At 54.6% G+C, this 19,299-nt stretch carries 17 protein-coding genes; 14 read left to right on the top strand and 3 right to left on the bottom strand.

What is annotated here, in order from left to right; all coding sequences use genetic code 11:
* Positions 1 to 15 precede the first annotated feature (15 nt).
* The 9 genes from ACOTX5_RS05115 (at position 16) to ACOTX5_RS05075 (ending at position 9,687) form a co-directional block, all read left to right on the top strand.
* On the top strand, positions 16 to 897 hold the full coding sequence (locus ACOTX5_RS05115; RefSeq protein WP_003856862.1) for a carbohydrate ABC transporter permease: 882 nt from the start codon (positions 16 to 18) through the stop codon (positions 895 to 897).
* On the top strand, positions 884 to 1,726 hold the full coding sequence (locus ACOTX5_RS05110) for a carbohydrate ABC transporter permease (protein ID WP_015570402.1): 843 nt from the start codon (positions 884 to 886) through the stop codon (positions 1,724 to 1,726). The genes ACOTX5_RS05115 and ACOTX5_RS05110 overlap by 14 nt, the downstream gene beginning before the upstream one ends.
* A 28-nt stretch (positions 1,727 to 1,754) precedes the next feature.
* A complete protein-coding gene (locus tag ACOTX5_RS05105; RefSeq protein WP_023314244.1) occupies positions 1,755 to 2,807 on the top strand; it encodes a zinc-dependent alcohol dehydrogenase in 1,053 nt (350 codons plus the stop codon).
* Between the two features lie 17 nt (positions 2,808 to 2,824).
* Entirely contained in the window at positions 2,825 to 3,613 is a 789-nt protein-coding gene (locus ACOTX5_RS05100) for a sugar phosphate isomerase/epimerase family protein (protein WP_047727496.1), read from the top strand.
* A gap of 11 nt (positions 3,614 to 3,624) precedes the next feature.
* Positions 3,625 to 4,683: a Gfo/Idh/MocA family protein gene (locus ACOTX5_RS05095; protein WP_087924357.1), complete on the top strand. Its 1,059-nt coding sequence runs from the start codon at positions 3,625 to 3,627 to the stop codon at positions 4,681 to 4,683.
* Positions 4,677 to 6,956, top strand: coding sequence for a glycoside hydrolase family 65 protein (locus ACOTX5_RS05090; RefSeq protein WP_045911808.1), 2,280 nt, complete (start codon positions 4,677 to 4,679; stop codon positions 6,954 to 6,956). Before ACOTX5_RS05095 ends, ACOTX5_RS05090 begins: the two co-directional genes overlap by 7 nt.
* Positions 6,946 to 7,611 carry a beta-phosphoglucomutase gene (gene pgmB, locus ACOTX5_RS05085; RefSeq protein ID WP_022648295.1) on the top strand — a complete coding sequence of 222 codons (666 nt, stop codon included), beginning with the start codon at positions 6,946 to 6,948 and terminating at the stop codon, positions 7,609 to 7,611. Before ACOTX5_RS05090 ends, pgmB begins: the two co-directional genes overlap by 11 nt.
* A gap of 13 nt (positions 7,612 to 7,624) precedes the next feature.
* Positions 7,625 to 8,707, top strand: coding sequence for an ABC transporter ATP-binding protein (locus ACOTX5_RS05080; protein WP_045911807.1), 1,083 nt, complete (start codon positions 7,625 to 7,627; stop codon positions 8,705 to 8,707).
* A 65-nt stretch (positions 8,708 to 8,772) separates the two neighbouring features.
* Entirely contained in the window at positions 8,773 to 9,687 is a 915-nt protein-coding gene (locus ACOTX5_RS05075; protein ID WP_023303821.1) for an OmpG family monomeric porin, read from the top strand.
* 33 nt (positions 9,688 to 9,720) lie between these two features.
* Here ACOTX5_RS05075 and ACOTX5_RS05070 read toward each other — a convergent pair whose 3' ends face one another.
* On the bottom strand, positions 9,721 to 10,731 hold the full coding sequence (locus tag ACOTX5_RS05070; protein ID WP_045911806.1) for a LacI family DNA-binding transcriptional regulator: 1,011 nt from the start codon (positions 10,729 to 10,731) through the stop codon (positions 9,721 to 9,723).
* A gap of 155 nt (positions 10,732 to 10,886) precedes the next feature.
* On the opposite strand from ACOTX5_RS05070, the gene ACOTX5_RS05065 reads away from it, so the two are divergent.
* The 3 genes from ACOTX5_RS05065 (at position 10,887) to tyrR (ending at position 14,986) form a co-directional block, all read left to right on the top strand.
* Positions 10,887 to 12,284, top strand: a complete 1,398-nt coding sequence (locus ACOTX5_RS05065; RefSeq protein ID WP_045911805.1) for a YcjX family protein — start codon at positions 10,887 to 10,889, stop codon at positions 12,282 to 12,284.
* The gene (locus ACOTX5_RS05060) at positions 12,281 to 13,333 is read left to right on the top strand and encodes a YcjF family protein (RefSeq protein WP_045911804.1); all 1,053 of its coding nucleotides are present in this window, start codon (positions 12,281 to 12,283) and stop codon (positions 13,331 to 13,333) included. Before ACOTX5_RS05065 ends, ACOTX5_RS05060 begins: the two co-directional genes overlap by 4 nt.
* Positions 13,334 to 13,444: 111 nt before the next feature.
* Positions 13,445 to 14,986: a transcriptional regulator TyrR gene (gene tyrR, locus ACOTX5_RS05055; protein ID WP_047727495.1), complete on the top strand. Its 1,542-nt coding sequence runs from the start codon at positions 13,445 to 13,447 to the stop codon at positions 14,984 to 14,986.
* Positions 14,987 to 15,020: 34 nt separating this feature from the next.
* Here tyrR and tpx read toward each other — a convergent pair whose 3' ends face one another.
* Complete coding sequence (gene tpx, locus ACOTX5_RS05050; protein ID WP_003856889.1) at positions 15,021 to 15,527, bottom strand: thiol peroxidase; 507 nt, start codon at positions 15,525 to 15,527, stop codon at positions 15,021 to 15,023.
* 106 nt (positions 15,528 to 15,633) lie between these two features.
* Here tpx and ycjG point away from each other — a divergent pair, with 106 nt between their 5' ends.
* Entirely contained in the window at positions 15,634 to 16,599 is a 966-nt protein-coding gene (ycjG, locus tag ACOTX5_RS05045; protein WP_032619607.1) for an L-Ala-D/L-Glu epimerase, read from the top strand.
* Here ycjG and mpaA read toward each other — a convergent pair.
* Entirely contained in the window at positions 16,590 to 17,303 is a 714-nt protein-coding gene (mpaA, locus tag ACOTX5_RS05040; protein ID WP_045911802.1) for a murein tripeptide amidase MpaA, read from the bottom strand. The genes ycjG and mpaA overlap by 10 nt on opposite strands.
* A gap of 183 nt (positions 17,304 to 17,486) precedes the next feature.
* Between mpaA and ACOTX5_RS05035 the strand changes: the two genes are divergently transcribed.
* Positions 17,487 to 19,103, top strand: a complete 1,617-nt coding sequence (locus tag ACOTX5_RS05035; RefSeq protein WP_045911801.1) for a peptide ABC transporter substrate-binding protein — start codon at positions 17,487 to 17,489, stop codon at positions 19,101 to 19,103.
* Positions 19,104 to 19,299 lie beyond the last annotated feature (196 nt).

Below are 19,299 nucleotides of genomic sequence, written 5' to 3'. Positions count from 1 at the left end.
TTTGCGAAGGGAATTATGAAGACGTTGTTTTCTGGTCGTTCAGATATGCCTTTCGCCATGCTGCTGTTGGCCCCCAGCCTGATTTTGCTGGGGGGCCTGGTGGCCTGGCCAATGATTTCCAACATTGAAATCAGTTTTTTACGTTTACCGCTGAACCCGCGTATTGATGCGGTGTTTGTCGGCCTGGATAACTACATTCGCATTCTGGGCGATGCTGCGTTCTGGCACTCCCTGTGGATGACGTTCTGGTACACGGCGCTGGTCGTGCTCGGCAGCACCGGGCTGGGGCTGGCCGTAGCGATCTTCTTTAACCGTGAATTCCGCATGCGGAAAACGGCACGTTCACTGGTGATTCTGTCCTACGTGACGCCGTCTATTTCACTGGTATTTGCCTGGAAATATATGTTCAACAACGGCTACGGGATTGTGAACTACCTGGGCGTTGATCTGCTGCATCTCTACGATCAGGCGCCGCTGTGGTTCGATAATCCTGGCAGCAGTTTTGTCCTGGTTGTGCTGTTCGCCATCTGGCGTTACTTCCCGTACGCCTTTATCTCGTTCCTCGCGATTTTGCAGACCATTGATAAATCATTGTACGAAGCGGCAGAGATGGACGGAGCAAATGCCTGGCAGCGTTTTCGTATCGTGACGTTGCCCGCCATCATGCCGGTGCTGGCCACGGTGGTCACGCTGCGAACCATCTGGATGTTCTACATGTTTGCGGATGTGTATCTGCTCACCACCAAGGTCGACATTCTGGGCGTATATCTCTACAAAACCGCCTTTGCGTTCAATGACCTGGGTAAAGCAGCCGCCATTTCCGTTGTGCTGTTTGTGATCATCTTCGCGGTCATTCTGCTGACCAGAAAAAGGGTAAACCTCAATGGCAACAAATAAACGCGTTCTGGGCCGTATCGGTTTTTATCTGGGACTGGCGCTATTTCTGATTATCACGCTGTTTCCGTTTTTTGTGATGTTGATGACGTCGTTCAAAAGCGCGAAAGAGGCGATCTCGCTGCACCCGACCATTCTGCCGCAGGAGTGGACGCTACAGCACTACATCGACATCTTTAACCCGCTGATTTTCCCGTTTGTGGATTACTTCCGTAACAGCATGGTGGTGTCGCTGACCTCCTCGGTCATTGCGGTGTTTCTCGGCACGCTGGGCGCGTATGCGTTATCCAAACTGCGCTTTAAAGGGCGCACTACGATCAATGCGAGCTTCTACACCGTCTATATGTTCTCCGGGATCCTGCTGGTGGTGCCGCTGTTCAAAATCATCACCGCGCTCGGCATTTATGACACCGAACTGGCGCTGATCATCACCATGGTGACGCAGACGTTGCCTACCGCGGTCTTTATGCTGCGCAGCTATTTCGACACCATCCCGGACGAAATCGAAGAAGCCGCGATGATGGACGGCCTGAACCGCCTGCAAATCATCTTCCGCATCACCGTGCCGCTGGCGATCTCGGGTCTGGTGTCGGTCTTTGTCTACTGCTTCATGGTGGCGTGGAATGACTATCTGTTCGCCTCCATTTTCCTGTCCAGCGCCAGCAACTTCACGTTGCCGGTCGGGCTGAACACGCTCTTCAGTACGCCAGATTACATCTGGGGTCGCATGATGGCTGCATCGCTGGTAACGGCACTTCCGGTCGTCATTATGTATGCCCTGTCTGAACGTTTCATTAAAAGTGGTTTGACCGCCGGCGGCGTGAAGGGCTGAGGCGGCCGATTTTAACAAGGAGTCAGTCATGAAAAAATTAGTTGCGACAGCGCCTCGTGTAGCGGCGCTGGTGGAATACGAAGATCGTCCTGTTGCAGCACATGAGGTGAAGATTCGTGCCCGTTATGGCGCCCCGAAACACGGCACCGAAGTCGTGGATTTCCGCGCGGCAAGCCCGTTCATCGATGAAGAGTTCAACGCGGAGTGGCAGATGTTTACCCCGCGTGAAGAAGGTGCAGCGCGCGGCATCGAATTTGGTAAATTCCAGCTGGGGAACATGATCGTCGGCGACATCATCGAATGTGGTGCGGACGTGACCGAATACCAGATCGGCGACAGCGTCTGCTGCTACGGCCCGTTGCAGGAAACGGTCATCGTTAACGCGGTGAACAACTATAAGCTGCGCAAAATGCCGCAGGGCGCATCCTGGAAAAACGCCGTTTGCTACGATCCGGCGCAGTTCGCCATGAGCGGCGTGCGTGATGCTAACGTCCGCGTAGGGGATTTCGTCGTGGTTGTGGGGCTGGGCGCGATTGGCCAGATTGCGGTTCAGCTGGCGAAAAAAGCCGGCGCGTCAGTGGTTATAGGTGTCGATCCTATCGAACATCGCTGTGAGATCGCCCGCCGTCACGGTGCAGACCACTGCCTGAACCCAATCGGTACCGATGTTGGTCTGGAAATTAAGAAACTGACCGGCAAGCAGGGCGCGGATGTGATCATCGAAACCAGCGGATTTGCAGATGCGCTGCAATCTGCGCTGCGCGGTCTCGCCTACGGCGGAACGATCTCCTACGTGGCCTTCGCCAAGCCGTTCGCGGCGGGCTTCAACCTTGGTCGCGAAGCACACTTCAACAACGCCAAAATTGTCTTCTCCCGCGCATGCAGTGAACCCAACCCGGATTATCCGCGCTGGAGCCGCAAGCGTATTGAAGAGACCTGCTGGGAATTGCTGATGAACGGTTATCTCAATTGTGAAGATCTGATCGACCCGGTCGTCACCTTCACCACCAGCCCGGAAAGCTATATGAAGTATGTCGATCAGCACCCGGAACTCAGTATCAAAATGGGCGTCACTTTTTAAGCTAAGGACAGCAAATCATGAAAATCGCAACACAAAACCAGGCCTTTTTCCCGACCGCTATCATGGAAAAATTCGAATACATCAAAGCGATGGGATTTGTTGGCTACGAAATTGATGGCCGGCTGCTGGTGGAAAACCTCGACGAAGTAAAAGCGGCTATCAAAGCCACCGGCCTGCCGGTCACGACGGCCTGTGGCGGATACGATGGCTGGATCGGGGATTTTATCGAAGAACGCCGCCTGAACGGTCTACAGCAGATTGAACGCATTCTTGAAGCGCTGGCAGAAGTGGGCGGCAAGGGGATTATCGTTCCGGCTGCGTGGGGGATGTTTACCTTCCGTCTGCCGCCAATGACTTCGCCACGTAGCCTGGACGGCGATCGCAAAGCGGTCAGCGCTTCCCTGCGCTGGCTGGATGAGGTGGCAGCGCGCACCGGTACTACCGTCTACCTGGAGCCGCTGAACCGCTATCAGGATCATATGATCAACACCCTGGCCGACGCGCGTCGTTATATCGAAGAGAACGGCCTGAAGCACGTGCAGATCATCGGTGATTTCTACCACATGAATATTGAAGAAGACTCCCTGACGGAAGCGCTGCATCACAACCGCGACCTGCTGGGTCATGTGCACATTGCTGATAACCACCGCTATCAGCCGGGCAGCGGCAGCCTCGATTTCGCCAGCCTGTTCGATCAGCTGCGTGCCGATAACTATCAGGGTTACGTCGTGTACGAGTGCCGGGTGCGTGCCGACGATCCGGCTCAGGCCTATAAGGACTCTCTCACTTACTTGCGTGAATGCTAAGGATGACGAGCGTGATGAGTGCTTCTACACCTTTGCCTCTGCGCGTCGCCATCATTGGCGCCGGGCAGGTTGCAGACAAAGTGCATGCCTCGTATTACGCCACGCGCAGTGATGTTCAAATGGTGGCTGTCATGGACAGCCGCCTTGAGCAGGCACAGGCGTTCGCGGAACGTTATGCTATTCCATCGGCATGGCAGGACGCTCACGAGATGTTGCAGGAAGTAAAACCGGATGTGGTGAGCGTCTGTTCGCCTAACCGGTTCCATTTTGAACATGTGATGGCGGCTCTCGAAGCAGGCTGTCATGTGATGTGTGAAAAGCCGCCGGCGATGACGCCGCACCAGGCAGATGAGATGCGTCTCGCGGCGCGCAAGGCCGGAAAAGTCCTCGCGTACGATTTTCACCATCGCTTTGCGCTGGATACCCAGCTCCTGCGCGATGCGGTAATGAACGGAACGCTCGGTGAAATTTACTTCACCTCCGCGCAGGCGCTGCGTCGCTGCGGTGTGCCGGGGTGGGGCGTGTTCACCAATAAATCGCTCCAGGGCGGCGGGCCGCTGATTGATATCGGCATTCACATGCTGGATGCCGCGATGTATGTGCTCGGCTTCCCGACCGTGAAACGGGTAACCGCGCACAGCTTCCAGAGACTGGGGAACCGGAAACACACCGGCCAGTTTGGCGAATGGGATCCTGCGCAGTTTACCGTGGAGGATGCCCTGTTTGGCACGATTGAGTTCTGCAACGGTGGCATTCTGCGTCTGGACACCTCTTTTGCGCTTAATATCCGCGAGCAGTCGATCATGAACGTCTCTTTCTGCGGTGAGAAGGCGGGTGCAACGCTGTTCCCGGCACATATTTATAACGACGAAGCCGGTGTTTTACAGACGCTGTCCCAGCGTGAAGAGGCTGACGATCGGAGACATCTGCGCAGTATGGACGCGTTTGTTCGCCACGTATTGGGCGAGCCGGTCATGATTGCCGATGCGGAGCAGGGGCTGGTGATCCAGCAATTAGTCGCGGCGTTATATGAAGCCGCGGAAACAGGGGAAAGCGTGACGTTATGCTGAACCAGTCTGTATTAACCGATCCGGGCTTTTGCCCGCATAGCCTGAATAAGTACGCGTCCATTATGGCCTGCGGCAATGGCTACATGGGCATTCGCGCCACGCATGAAGAAGATTACACCCAGCAGAGCAGAGGCATGTATCTCGCCGGGCTGTATCATCGCGCGGGACGCAATGAAACCACTGAGCTGATCAATCTGCCGGATGTCACCGGGGTTGAAGTTGAGCTGGACGGCGTCAATTTCACGCTCCTTTCAGGCGAAATTCTTGAGTGGCAACGCGAGCTGGCCTTTGCTAACGGCGAACTGCATCGTAACGTTGTCTGGCGTTCGCCGGACGGAAAACGCTATCGCCTCGAGAGCCGTCGTTTTGTTTCGCTGGACCAGTTGCCCTTAGTGGCAATGCAACTCTCGATCACACCGCTTGACGGCGCCGCTCAGGCCGTGCTGAAAACCGGCATAGATGCGACACAAACGAACAGCGGCAGGCAGCATCTGGATGAAATCTCGGTCAGGGTCTTTGACCAGCACTACATGCAGAGTGTGTATGAAACGCAGGACCGGGCGTCTGAAGTTGTTGTTTCGGCGTTTTGTCAGCTCTCCGCTAAGAGCGACAGCTGTTTCACCGCCAAAAATCGTCGCCTTAGCGTTCATCATTCTCTGACCATTACGCAAGGTGACACTGTCACACTTGAGAAGATTGTCTGGCTGACGCATCGCAGCGATAAAGCGCTCTCGCAGGAGTCTTTCGCCCGCAACGCGCTGGCCGATCTCAAAGTCTGCGCCGCAAGAGGCTACGATGCGTTGCTTGAAAGCTCAGCGTACGCCTGGAAAGCGGTATGGCGTGACGTTCGGGTGGAAGTGACGTGTGCAGAACAGCAGGATCAGCTGGCGCTGGATTATGCCGTCTGGCACCTGACGACAATGACGCCAGCCCATAGCGAAAGAAGCAGCATCGCCGCGAAAGGGCTGACGGGGGAAGGGTACAAGGGGCACGTCTTCTGGGATACCGAAATTTTCCTGCTGCCGTTCCATCTGTTTACCCGTCCACAGATTGCCCGCAGCCTGCTGCGCTATCGCTGGTTGAATCTTTCGGGTGCGCGCGAAAAAGCACGGCGTAACGGTTGGCCGGGCGCGTTGTTCCCGTGGGAAAGCGCCGCCAGCGGACAGGAAGAGACGCCAGAATTCGCGGCCATTAACATCCGCACCGGGGTTCGCCAGAAGGTTGCTTCCGCACTCGCTGAACATCACATCGTGGCAGATATTGCCAGGGCCGTAGTCGCTTACTGGCAGGCAACACACGACGATGCCTTTATGCGCAATGAGGGCCTGACGCTGCTGTTGGAAACCGCTTCGTTCTGGATGGGACGCGCGACGGAAATTAATGGTCGTCTTGAGATCCATGACGTGATCGGACCGGATGAATACACCGAGCATGTCAACAACAATGCCTACACCAACTATCTGGCCTGGCACAACGTTGCCTGCGCGCGTCAGTTTATGGCGATGTTTGGGCGTGAAGATGCGCGTTTTACGGAGAATGCCGGGACGTTTCTGGCGCGCCTGTGGCTGCCAGAGGCCGACGCAGAGGGTGTGATCCCGCAGGATGATACCTTCATGGCAAAACCTGCCATCGATCTGAGCCGCTATAAAGCCAAAGCGGGTAAGCAAACCATTCTGCTTGATTACTCTCGCGCGGAAGTGAACGAGATGCAGATCCTGAAGCAGGCCGACGTGGTGATGCTTAACTACCTGCTGCCGGAACGGTTTACGCCGCAGCAATGTGCCGCCAATCTGGCGTTCTACGAGCCACGCACGATCCATGATTCATCCCTGAGTAAAGCCATTCACGGCATTGTGCTCGCACGCTGCGGTGACACCGACGGGGCGTATGCCTTCTGGCGTGATGGGATTGCCATCGACCTGGGGGACGACCCGCACAGCAGTGATGACGGTATTCATGCCGCCGCCACCGGTGCGATCTGGTTGGGCGCCATTCAGGGTTTTGCTGGCCTGCACATTAGCGAAGGGGAGCTGCATCTTGCGCCGAAGCTGCCTGCTCACTGGCAGAAACTCGCCTTTCCACTGCGGTGGCGGGACGCAACGATGCACATTACCTGTGAAGATGACCAGTTAACCATTGAAACCACCGCACCTGTCACGTTGACGCTGTGGGGTAAAACGCTGCACGTATCAGGGCGAAAGGTCTGTGCGCGTAAGGACTTTCTTGCATCTGTTAATGGGACCGCTACCACGGAGGGGCGCCATGACGCTTAACGCTGTTGTATTCGATCTGGACGGAGTGATCACCGATACCGCGCATCTTCACTTTCTGGCCTGGCGCGCCGTGGCGGAGGAGATTGGTATCACCTTCGACGAAGTATTTAACGAACAGCTGAAGGGAATAAGCCGTATGGACTCCCTCCAGCGCATTCTGAAACATGGCGGGAAAGAGGGGATGTTCAGTGACGAGCAGCGCCTGGCGCTGGCGACGAAAAAAAACGCGCTTTACGTCCAGTCGCTGGCATCACTGACGCAGGACTCGCTGCTCCCGGGTATTCGCGACGTGCTGGCGGATATTCGCGCCGCGAAGGTCAAAATTGGCCTGGCATCCGTATCGCTTAATGCCCCTGGAATTTTGCACGCGTTGGGTATTCATCAGGCTTTCGATTTTTGCGCCGATGCGTCGCGCATTTGCCGCTCAAAGCCGGACCCGGAAATCTTCCTTGCGGCCTGTAAAGGACTGAACGTGCGTCCTGAAGAGGCCATTGGTATCGAAGATGCCGCCGCAGGGGTAGATGCGATCAACGCCGCAGGCATGCTGTCGGTCGGGATTGGGCCTGGCCTGAACCATGCGGGATTACAACTTCATTCAACGCAGGAACTGACCTGGGAACGCCTCACGGCGTTCTGGGCATCCCGGGCGTATTGATAAGGAATTAATAATGGCTCAACTGTCTCTGAAACACATTCAGAAAATCTATGATAACCAGGTCCACGTGGTGAAGGATTTCAACCTCGAAATCGAAGACAAAGAATTTATTGTCTTCGTCGGTCCATCGGGCTGTGGGAAATCCACGACGCTGCGAATGATTGCCGGCCTTGAGGAGATCAGCGCGGGTGAACTGATTATTGACGGGGTTTGCATGAATGATGTTCCCGCCAAGTCCCGTGATATCGCGATGGTCTTCCAGAACTATGCGCTCTATCCGCATATGACGGTCTACGACAACATGGCGTTTGGCCTGAAAATGCAAAAAATTGCGCCCTCCGTCGTTGAAGAACGCGTTAGCTGGGCGGCACAGATCCTGGGCTTGCGCGATTATCTCCAGCGTAAACCTGGCGCGTTGTCCGGCGGTCAGCGCCAGCGCGTGGCGTTAGGCAGGGCGATAGTGCGCGAAGCGGGGGTCTTCCTGATGGATGAGCCTTTATCCAACCTCGATGCCAAACTTCGTGTGCAGATGCGCGCTGAAATCAGCAAGCTGCACCAGAAGCTTAACACCACCATGATTTACGTGACGCACGATCAGACGGAAGCCATGACGATGGCGACCCGCATCGTGATTTTAAAGGACGGCATCATTCAGCAGGTGGGTGCGCCGAAGCAGGTCTACAACGAGCCAGCGAATATGTTCGTTGCAGGGTTTATTGGTTCGCCTGCGATGAACTTCATTCGTGGCGCGATCGACGATCGCTACTTTGTGACGGAAACGCTGCGCCTGGAGATCCCGGAGGACAAGCTGGCCGTACTGAATGCGCAAGGTTACCAGCGTAAAGCGGTTGTCTTTGGGATCCGTCCGGAAGACATTCTCACCGCACAGCGAAGCGGTGAAAACATCACGGCGAAGATCAGCGTTGCTGAGCTGACCGGGGCTGAATTTATGCTTTATGCCACCGTGGGTGGGCATGAACTGGTCGTCCGTGCGGGAGCGGCGGATGATTACGTCGCCGGAGATAATATCGGCATCCAGTTCGATATGAATAAGTGCCATTTCTTCGATGCTGATACTGAAACAGCTATTAGATAAGAAAGGTGTTCGCCGGAAATGAAAGTTTCCGGTTTTTTGTGTGTTAATTATAAAGGAATATTTTAATGAGTACTCTACTAAGAAGTGCTGCGCTCGTTCTGTGCGCAGGGGTGAGCTGCGCGCAAGCAACAGAATCAGCCAAACAGTGGGAATTTAATATTGGCGCCATGTATGAAATTGAAAACGTCGAAGGTCAGGCTGACGATAAAGATGGATTATATGAACCCTCCGTGTGGTTTAATGCCACATGGGATGCCTGGACCATTTCGCTGGCTATGTATCAGGAAGGGCCGGTCGATTACAGTAGCATGACGCGCGGCACCTATTTCGATCGTCCTGAAGTAGAATTACGCTATCGTTTTATCGGCACCGATGATTTTACGTTCGGCCTGACCGGTGGCTTCCGTAATTATGGCTATCACTTTAAGGATGAGCATGGTGCTAAAGATGGTAGTGCTAATATGCAGCGCTACAAAGTTCAGCCTGACTGGGATATTAAACTAACCGACGACTGGCGTTTTGGCGGCTGGTTTGCCATGTATCAGTTTGCCAACGATCTGGAAAAAACCGGCTATTCTGACAGCCGCGTCGAGACCGAAACCGGTTTTACCTGGACAATTAACGAAACGGTCTCGGCAAAAGTTAATTACTATTTAGAGCGCGGTTTTAATATGGACGGTTCACGTAATAACGGTGAATTCTCCACTCAGGAAATTCGCGCCTATCTGCCGATTTCATTGGGTCAGACGACGCTAACGCCTTATACCCGTCTGGGACTCGATCGCTGGTCAAACTGGGACTGGCAAGACGATCCTGAGCGTGAAGGACATGATTTCAACCGTTTGGGTATGCTGTACGCCTATGATTTTAACAATGGTTTATCCATGACGCTGGAATATGCCTACGAATGGGAAAACCATGACGAAGGGGAAAGTGACCGCTTCCACTATGCCGGTATCGGCGTGAATTACGCGTTTTGATAACACTTCACCAGGGGCGTTTGCCCCTGGTTTTTAGCGTAATGAAGCCGCATCTGAAAAATGCGTTTCAACCAATATCTTATGCGGGGCAGGTTTACCCGCTATGCACCTGAACAACACATCGCAGCTCTCTTCGCCCAGCTTTCTGGTGGGGATATCAAAGCCGCCAGGCGCAGGGGTTAAAATGAGAGATAGCACTGGGTCGCTGTATCCTGCCATTGCGACCTGTTCCGGGATCGTCAGGTTTAGCGCATCCGCGGCACGATAAAGACTCAGCAATTTCATACTGTCTGTCGCAAAAACCGCATCGGGCGGGTTGTCTGAAGAGAGTAGCTGACAGGCCGCCTGAAGCGCGCTTTCATGGGTATATCCGCCATCAATAACCCAGTCCGGGTTAACTGCAATACCCTGCTTCTCAAGACTCGATTTATAGCCCGCCAGGCGATCGATAGAAACGTGATAATCGAGCGGGGCATGCAGGCAGGCAATTTTAGTGCGACCATGTTTGATAAATGAGTCGGTTAATATGGCGCTGTCGCGGAAATTATCCGTGTCGACAGAATAGATATTCTGGTAATTACCTTCCACTTTACCAATAACGACCACGGGCACGCCATATTCGTCCAGCGTCGCGAAAAAAGACTCGTTCGCCGGCGAGCTTAGCATGATGATCCCCTTGATCATCTTCTGCTTTATTTTACCCACGCATTTTTGCAGATCCTCTTCGCTGCTTTTGGACGTTTGTAAAATAACATCAAAACCCTCTTCTTCTGCTTTTGCCGTAATGGCATGTAGTACATCAGAGAAAAACGGATTGCCTGCGGTGGTTTTGGTTGAACGGGTCGAAATAACCATAATGGCGTCGAAGCCAGAAGAGGTGAGTGCGCGGGCAAGTTTATTCGGTTGATAATTTAATTCTTCTATCGCCTTCAACACCTTTTCGCGCGCTTCAGGAGAAATATTCGTTTGTTTATTCAGAACGCGCGACACGGTTGATTTCGAAACGCCAGCAACGCGGGCAATATCATAGATGGTGGGTGACATACACCTTACTCACTCCAGACGGACAGCAATTGCGCCCATCTTACTGGAGAGAAAACGGCAATAGCAATAATTAAGAATTGATAATCAACGATCTGCCCCAATTTACTGTATTCTGAAGTGACTTTTTTCAGGGTTCCAGGCAATGAAGGACGGCGATGAAGCGACTTAAAAACGAATTCAATTCTCTGGTGAACCGTGGCGTTGATCGCCATCTGCGTCTTGCCGTGACGGGGCTGAGCCGCAGCGGTAAGACAGCATTCATTACGGCGATGGTCAATCAGCTGTTGAACCTGCATGCAGGGGTGCGCCTGCCACTGCTTAGCGCAGTGCGCGAGGAGCGGTTGCTTGGGGTGAAACGCGTACCGCAACGTGATTTTGGCATACCCCGTTTCACCTATGATGAAGGTCTGGCGCAGTTATATGGGGAGCCTCCCGCCTGGCCCACCCCGACGCGTGGCGTGAGCGAAATCCGTCTTGCGCTTCGTTTCCGCTCGAATGAATCCCTGATGCGTCACTTCAAAGAAACGTCCACGCTCTATCTCGAAATTGTGGATTACCCGGGAGAATGGCTGCTCGATTTACCGATGCTGGCGCAGGATTACCTGAGCTGGTCCCGACAGATGACCGGTCTGTTGCAGGGGCAGCGGGCAGAGTGGTCGACCAAATGGCGCCAGCTTTGCGAAGGACTGGATCCGCTGGCACCGGCGGATGAAAACCGTCTGGCCGTCATAGCCGAAGCCTGGACGGATTACCTGCATCAGTGCAAGCAGGAGGGGTTGCATTTTATTCAGCCGGGCCGCTTTGTTCTGCCGGGTGATTTAGCCGGTGCTCCCGCGCTACAGTTTTTCCCGTGGCCGGACGTTGACAGCATCGGTGAATCGAAACTGGCGCAGGCGGACAAGACCACCAACGCCGGTATGCTCCGCGAGCGATACAATTATTACTGTGAGAAGGTGGTTAAGGGCTTTTATAAAAATCACTTTTTACGCTTTGACCGCCAGATCGTGCTGGTGGACTGCCTGCAACCGCTCAACAGCGGGCCGCAGGCGTTCAATGATATGCGGCTGGCGCTGACGCAGCTGATGCAAAGCTTTCATTATGGCCAGCGTACGCTGTTTCGCCGTTTGTTCTCGCCGGTCATCGACAAGCTGCTGTTTGCCGCCACAAAAGCTGACCATGTGACGGTCGATCAGCACGCCAACATGGTATCCCTGCTGCAACAGCTGGTGCAGGATGCCTGGCAGAATGCGGCCTTCGAAGGGATCAGCATGGATTGTCTGGGGCTGGCGTCCGTACAGGCTACGCAGAGTGGGTTGATTGATCTGAATGGCGAGAAAATTCCGGCCCTGCGGGGCAACCGTCTCAGCGACGGTGCGCCGCTCACGGTCTATCCGGGGGAAGTTCCGGCGCGTCTGCCGGGCCAGGCTTTCTGGCAAAGCCAGGGTTTTCAGTTCGAAGCCTTCCGTCCGCAGAGTATGAACGTTGACCAGCCATTGCCGCATATCCGTCTGGATGCCGCGCTGGAGTTTTTAATTGGAGATAAATTGCGATGACGGAACCGTTAAAACAACGCATTGATTTTACCGGCCAGCTTGAGCAGTCCCCGCATGAGGCGTTTAAAACGGCGCAAACCTTCAGCGGCCCGCAGGCCGACAACTTTGCTCCCGTGCTGGCAGACGAGCCGTTGGTTGAAGAGGGGCAGGCGGAAGCGGTGGTTGATGCGGCACTGCGCCCGAAACGCAGCCTGTGGCGCAAGATGGTGACTGCCGGGTTAGCCCTTTTTGGTGTGAGCGTAATCGGTCAGGGCGTGCAATGGGGCGTCAATGCCTGGCAAACGCAGGACTGGGTGGCGCTGGGGGGATGCGCCGCCGGGGCGTTGATTGTTGGTGCGGGCGTTGGCTCAGTCGTCACCGAGTGGCGTCGCCTCTGGCGTTTGCGTCAGCGTGCCCACGAACGCGATGAAGCGCGGGATCTGCTGCACAGTCACGGCACAGGAAAAGGGCGTGCTTTTTGTGAAAAGCTTGCGGCTCAGGCCGGGATTGATCACTCTCACCCGGCGCTTCAGCGCTGGTATGCGGCGATCCACGAAACCCAGAATGACCAGGAAGTGGTCACGCTCTATGCCCACATTGTTCAGCCGGTGCTGGATGCGCAGGCTCGTCGTGAGATCAGCCGCTCGGCGGCGGAATCTACCCTGATGATCGCCGTCAGTCCGCTGGCGATGGTGGACATGGCCTTTATCGCCTGGCGCAACCTGCGTCTGATCAACCGCATCGCCAGACTGTATGGCATCGAGCTTGGCTATTACAGCCGGCTGCGCCTGTTCAAACTGGTATTGCTGAATATCGCCTTCGCCGGGGCAAGCGAACTGGTACGGGAGGTCGGGATGGACTGGATGTCGCAGGATCTTGCGGCCCGTCTCTCTGCCCGGGCGGCGCAGGGGATTGGTGCCGGTCTGCTTACGGCACGCCTGGGCATCAAAGCGATGGAGGTTTGTCGTCCACTCCCCTGGATCGATGGCGATAAGCCGCGGCTGGGGGATTTCCGTCGCGAATTGATTGGCCAGCTTAAAGAGACGCTCAATAAAAAACCTGCTCAGTGAGGTTTTGTTTACTAATCGTGCGGGCTGTCAATATTTGTTGACAGCCACCTTCCCGAATACCGTGATCTGACATATCATTTTACTGTTATTGGCTTAAACGGTGAATTTCCCATGCGTCTGGAAGTCTTTTGTGAGGACCGTCTCGGTCTGACCCGCGAGTTACTCGATCTTCTTGTTTTACGTAGCATTGATTTACGTGGCATAGAGATCGACCCTGTCGGGCGAATTTACCTCAATTTTGCCGAAATTGAATTTAATACCTTCAGTAGCCTGATGGCGGAAATCCGCCGTATCGCTGGCGTTACGGATGTACGCACCATCCCCTGGATGCCGTCCGAGCGGGAACATCTTGCGCTGAGCGCGCTGCTGGAAGCAATGCCGGAGCCGTTTCTCTCTCTCGATCTGAAAAATAAAGTCGAGCGCGTTAACCAGGCCAGCTGCCAGCTGTTTGCGCAGACTCAGGAAAAACTTATCGGGCACCACGCTACGCAACTGATCACCGGTTTTAATTTCCAGCGCTGGCTGGACAGCAACCCGCAAAATACCCATAGCGAGCATGTCGTTATCAACGGACAGAATTTCCTGATGGAGATCACGCCGGTCTACCTGAAAGGGGAAAATGCCGCGCGGGTGCTCACCGGCGCGGTGATCATGCTGCGCTCCACGGTGCGCATGGGACGCCAGTTACAGAATCTTTCCAGCCAGGACGTCGGCGCATTCAGCCAGATTATTGCGGTGAGCCCGAAGATGCGTCATGTGATCGACCAGGCGCGCAAGCTGGCAAATCTTACGGCGCCGCTGCTGATTACCGGGGATACCGGTACGGGGAAAGATCTGCTGGCGCATGCTGTGCACATGGCCAGCCCGCGTGCGGCAAAACCGTATCTGGCGCTGAACTGCGCGTCTATTCCTGAAGATGCGGTGGAAAGTGAGCTGTTCGGGCATGCGCCGGAAGGCAAAAAAGGCTTCTTTGAACAGGCGAACGGCGGCTCGGTGCTGCTGGACGAGATTGGCGAAATGTCGCCACGCATGCAGGCGAAACTGCTGCGTTTTCTCAATGACGGCACGTTTCGCCGCGTGGGGGAAGATCATGAAGTACACGTGGATGTGCGCGTCATCTGCGCCACCCAGAAAAACCTGGTGGAGCTGGTGCAGAAAGGGGTATTCCGCGAAGATCTCTACTATCGTCTCAACGTTCTGACGCTCAATATTCCGCCGCTGCGCGATTGCCCGCAGGACATTATGCCGTTGACGGAACTGTTCGTGGCCCGTTTTGCCGACGAGCAGGGCGTGCCGCGTCCGAAGCTCTCTGCCGACCTGGGCAACGTGCTGACGCGTTACGGCTGGCCGGGCAATATTCGTCAGCTTAAAAATGCGGTCTATCGCGCATTAACTCAGCTTGAAGGGTATGAACTGCGCCCTCAGGATATTCTGTTGCCGGATTACGATGCCGGGACGGTCTCGGTAGGCGAAGAGGCAATGGAAGGCTCGCTGGATGACATCACCAGCCGTTTCGAGCGTTCGGTGTTAACGCAGCTTTATCGCAGCTATCCGAGCACGCGCAAGCTGGCTAAACGTCTTGGGGTGTCACATACCGCAATTGCGAATAAGCTGCGCGAGTATGGGTTAAATCAGAAGAAGGGTGACGAATAAATAAAAAAGCCTCTTTGCAGAGGCTTTTTTACGTTTAGGCTTTAAGCGCCTCAAGTGCAGCGGTGTAATCCGGTTCGGTAGTGATTTCGTTAACCAGCTCACTGAAAACAACGTTGTCGTTTTCGTCGATCACCAGTACCGCACGAGCAGCCAGACCTTTCAGCGCGCCTTCGGAAATGGCAACACCGTATTTTTCCAGGAAATCCGGGCTGCGCAGAGTGGAAAGGGTGATGACGTTGCTCAGGCCTTCAGCGCCGCAGAAGCGGGACTGGGCAAACGGCAGGTCAGCAGAAATGCACAGCACTACGGTGTTGTCCATTTCGGTCGCCAGCTGGTTGAATTTACGCACTGATGCAGCACAAACGCCAGTATCGATGCTTGGGAAAATGTTCAGGACTTTACGTTTGCCAGCAAACTGGCTCAGCGTGACGTCAGACAGATCTTTAGCCACCAGAGTAAAAGGCTGTGCTTTGCTGCCAGACTGTGGGATGGAACCTGCAACAGCAACCGGGTTGCCCTGGAAATGAACGAGTTGTGACATAGATATCTTCCTGTTTACAAATAGTTAACGTCGTGGCTAGTGTATGTCATCCGCAGTTAGCACGGCAAACCAATTTTCTGCCTTTCCGGCCTGCAAGGAGTCAGTGATGAGAAGCGTTAAGGTCTATGAAGAAGCCTGGCCATTGCACACCCCGTTTGTGATCTCGCGCGGCAGCCGTAATGAGGCCTGTGTGGTCGTGGTTGAATGTGAAGAGGACGGCGTAAAAGGCGTCGGGGAATGTACCCCTTATCCTCGCTACGGAGAAAGCCTGGCGTCAGTCATGGCGCAAATTATGACGGTGGTGCCCGAGTTGCAGGCGGGTCTGACGCGCGAGGCTCTTCAGCTTCGGTTGCCGGCCGGCGCGGCACGCAACGCGATTGACTGCGCACTCTGGAGTCTGGAAGCGGCGAAACAACAAAAACCGCTGCCTGCGCTGCTGGACGTTACGCTGCCGCAATCGATCGTCACCGCGCAAACGGTGGTCATCGGTGAACCAGAGCAAATGGCCGCCAGCGCTCAGGCGTTGTATGCCACCGGTGCAACATTATTAAAGGTGAAGCTCGACGATCGTCTGATTAGCGAACGCATGGTCGCCATTCGTGCGGCGGTGCCTGATGCCACTCTTATCGTCGATGCGAACGAATCATGGCATAGCGAAGGGCTGGCAGCCCGTTGTCAGCTGCTTGCCGATCTGGGCGTCGCCATGCTGGAGCAACCCCTCCCGGCAGAAGACGATGCCGCTCTGGCGAATTTTATTCATCCGCTTCCCGTCTGTGCAGATGAAAGCTGTCATACCCGTGAGAGCCTGTCAGCTCTCGAGGGACGCTACGAGATGGTGAACATTAAGCTGGATAAAACAGGTGGATTAACCGAGGCCCTGGCACTGGCACAAGATGCGCAGGCGCAAGGCTTTGCTCTGATGCTGGGCTGCATGTTGTGCACGTCCAGAGCGATCGGCGCTGCGCTCCCGCTGGTGAACAGCGTGCGTTTTGCCGATCTGGACGGCCCAACCTGGCTGGCGGTTGACGTATCACCCGCCCTGAATTTTACCTCCGGCGTACTTCATCTTTGAGGCTGCCAGCGCAGGAGATTTGCCATCGCCCGCAGGTATTTTTCGCTCGCTTCATCCGAGGAGATGGGCGGAAACTCTGCGGTGATACAGTGAAGGCTGAGGTCTGCGCACCAGCTGCCAAACGACCCGGGTGTTTCATAGCCAACGCTGCTCACCAGAGGTAGAGCAAACGCATCCGCCAGCCACTGTCCGAGCGCCGTATGACGAGGATCTTCAATACAGGCGAGGGGATCGTGGAAAGAGACAACCCAGGCCGGGTGGATCTTATGAATAAGCTGGCACAAGGCCTGAGTCTCCGGTTCGGAACCGGGTTTTTCTCCCGTGAGCAGGACAACATCTCGCTCCTGCGCTGAACTGTTCCAGCGATACACCGTTTCACCGGCGCGCCAGTTTGCCGCCGGGAAGTTCCTGTTCAGGTCAACGCCGCGTGCATTCGCCCGTAATCCAAGCTGACAACCGTCCGGATTGACGGTCAAAATCACATGATGACGTCGTAAATCGGGGGCCAGCGTACGTAGCGCGCACGAGAGCGTCACGACAGACGAGTTTTCATCGCCATGCGTGCCCGCAATGATTAAGCCGCTATTGCGATCGGCCTCGGGTGCCGGAAACCAGATCAGCGGCGCGCCTAAAAACGAGCGTCCATAATGTTCAGTCCCGGGCGGGAAGGCGCCGCGTTCCGTTCTTGGTCGGGTAGTTGCCATAGTAAACCCTGATGATAAAGTCACTTCTGGCAGTGTTGTGCAAAAGCCGCGCTTAATCAAATAGTTTCCGTGTATGTGGAAAATTGCCTGACATCAACTTTCCGGAGGAAGCATTTGCATTTCTCCGTTTCGAAACAAATAATTACGCATCTGCCTGTTACCTGACATCATTAAGGGGATCGTATGAAGCATCCTGTTTCGCTTCTTTGTACTGCGCTGTGGCTGTGCGGGCTTTCTTCACTTTCATATGCCGCGGAGGTTCCCGAAGGAACGGTTCTGGCGCAAAAGCAGGAGCTGGTTCGACATATTAAAGATGAGCCCGCTTCGCTCGATCCGGCAAAAGCGGTGGGGTTGCCCGAGATACAGGTGATCCGCGACCTCTATGAAGGGCTGGTAAATCAGAACGAAAAAGGGGAGTTAGTTCCCGGCGTGGCGACGCGCTGGCAGAGCAATGACAACCGCGTCTGGACGTTCACGTTGCGGGATAACGCTAAGTGGTCTGACGGAACCCCGGTGACGGCACAAGATTTTGTCTATAGCTGGCGTCGTCTGGTTGATCCTAAAACAACGTCACCTTTCGCCTGGTTTGCGGCGCTGGCGGGCATTAACAATGCCCAGGCCATTATCGACGGCAAAGCTGCTCCGGATACCCTCGGCGTGACGGCGGTGGATGCTAAAACGCTGCGCGTGCAGCTGGACAAACCGCTGCCCTGGTTCAGCAATCTGACGGCTAATTTCGCGTTTTATCCTGTTCAAAAGGCCAATGTGGAAAGCGGTAAGGAATGGACGCGCCCTGGCGCGCTCATTGGCAACGGTGCGTATGTGCTGAAAGATCGCGTGGTGAATGAAAAACTGGTGGTTGAGCCGAACTCTCATTACTGGGATAACGCCAGGACGGTGCTTAAAAAAGTCACCTTTGTGCCGATCAACCAGGAGTCCTCAGCGACCAAACGCTATCTGGCGGGCGATATCGATATTACAGAATCGTTTCCGAAAAACATGTACCAGAAGCTGCTTAAAGATATTCCGGGACAGGTATACACACCGCCACAGCTTGGGACCTATTACTACGCGTTTAATACGCAAAAAGGCCCAACCGCGGATGCCCGCGTACGTCTCGCGCTCAGCATGACTATCGACAGACGTATTATGGCGGAAAAAGTCCTGGGGACCGGCGAGAAACCGGCCTGGCATTTTACTCCCGATGTCACTGCGGGTTTTACGCCGGAAACCTCGCCATTTGAGCAGATGTCGCAACAGGAGCTAAATGCGCAGGCGAAAACGTTGTTGCAGGCGGCAGGCTATGGCCCTCAGCGCCCGCTTAAATTAACGCTGCTGTACAACACGTCTGAAAACCATCAGAAAATTGCGATTGCCGTTGCATCCATGTGGAAGAAAAATCTGGGTGTTGACGTTAAGTTGCAGAATCAGGAGTGGAAAACCTACATCGACAGCCGCAATACCGGGAATTTTGACGTCATCCGTGCATCGTGGGTAGGGGACTACAATGAGCCGTCAACATTCCTGTCGCTGCTGACATCCTCCCATAGCGGGAATATCTCACGATTCAACGATCCTGCTTACGATAAGATTATTCATCAGGCGACGCTCGAAACTACTGAAAAAGCGCGTAATGCCGACTACAACATGGCCGAGAAGATCCTCACCGAGAAAGCACCGATTGCCCCTATTTATCAGTACACCAATGGCCGTCTCATCAAGCCATGGGTTAAAGGTTATCCGATAAATAACCCAGAGGATGTTGCGTACAGCCGTACAATTTATATTGAAAAGCACTAAAAAGAGCTCAGGGCGCTACGTGATTATGGTTAACATCCATTAACCGCATAAGCGCCCGCTCTCAGGGTTGATTGTTTTACAGCCTGGTTATTTCCGAATATTCCCTTCATATCAGCCCATCACTCATTGTCATGATGAATATCTTCAGAGAGATTCTTCCTCCCGTTTATCGAAAAACGCGTAGTCATTTATTCGC

The sequence above is a fragment of the Enterobacter cloacae complex sp. IR5441 genome (genome assembly GCF_049238215.1).
Classification (GTDB): Bacteria; Pseudomonadota; Gammaproteobacteria; order Enterobacterales; family Enterobacteriaceae; genus Enterobacter; species Enterobacter hormaechei_C.
Note: the sequence above shows the minus strand (reverse complement) of the source record. Positions and strands in the feature narration are given on the sequence as shown.

Bases quoted from the DNA above. Each gene is read 5' to 3' on its own strand.
- ACOTX5_RS05115 (WP_003856862.1), top strand. From the start codon at position 16: ATGAAGACGTTGTTTTCTGGTCGTTCAGATATGCCTTTCGCCATGCTG.
- ACOTX5_RS05110 (WP_015570402.1), top strand. From the start codon at position 884: ATGGCAACAAATAAACGCGTTCTGGGCCGTATCGGTTTTTATCTGGGA.
- ACOTX5_RS05105 (WP_023314244.1), top strand. From the start codon at position 1,755: ATGAAAAAATTAGTTGCGACAGCGCCTCGTGTAGCGGCGCTGGTGGAA.
- ACOTX5_RS05100 (WP_047727496.1), top strand. From the start codon at position 2,825: ATGAAAATCGCAACACAAAACCAGGCCTTTTTCCCGACCGCTATCATG.
- ACOTX5_RS05090 (WP_045911808.1), top strand. From the start codon at position 4,677: ATGCTGAACCAGTCTGTATTAACCGATCCGGGCTTTTGCCCGCATAGC.
- pgmB (WP_022648295.1), top strand. From the start codon at position 6,946: ATGACGCTTAACGCTGTTGTATTCGATCTGGACGGAGTGATCACCGAT.
- ACOTX5_RS05080 (WP_045911807.1), top strand. From the start codon at position 7,625: ATGGCTCAACTGTCTCTGAAACACATTCAGAAAATCTATGATAACCAG.
- ACOTX5_RS05075 (WP_023303821.1), top strand. From the start codon at position 8,773: ATGAGTACTCTACTAAGAAGTGCTGCGCTCGTTCTGTGCGCAGGGGTG.
- ACOTX5_RS05070 (WP_045911806.1), bottom strand. From the start codon at position 10,731: ATGTCACCCACCATCTATGATATTGCCCGCGTTGCTGGCGTTTCGAAA.
- ACOTX5_RS05065 (WP_045911805.1), top strand. From the start codon at position 10,887: ATGAAGCGACTTAAAAACGAATTCAATTCTCTGGTGAACCGTGGCGTT.
- ACOTX5_RS05060 (WP_045911804.1), top strand. From the start codon at position 12,281: ATGACGGAACCGTTAAAACAACGCATTGATTTTACCGGCCAGCTTGAG.
- tyrR (WP_047727495.1), top strand. From the start codon at position 13,445: ATGCGTCTGGAAGTCTTTTGTGAGGACCGTCTCGGTCTGACCCGCGAG.
- tpx (WP_003856889.1), bottom strand. From the start codon at position 15,527: ATGTCACAACTCGTTCATTTCCAGGGCAACCCGGTTGCTGTTGCAGGT.
- ycjG (WP_032619607.1), top strand. From the start codon at position 15,634: ATGAGAAGCGTTAAGGTCTATGAAGAAGCCTGGCCATTGCACACCCCG.
- mpaA (WP_045911802.1), bottom strand. From the start codon at position 17,303: ATGGCAACTACCCGACCAAGAACGGAACGCGGCGCCTTCCCGCCCGGG.
- ACOTX5_RS05035 (WP_045911801.1), top strand. From the start codon at position 17,487: ATGAAGCATCCTGTTTCGCTTCTTTGTACTGCGCTGTGGCTGTGCGGG.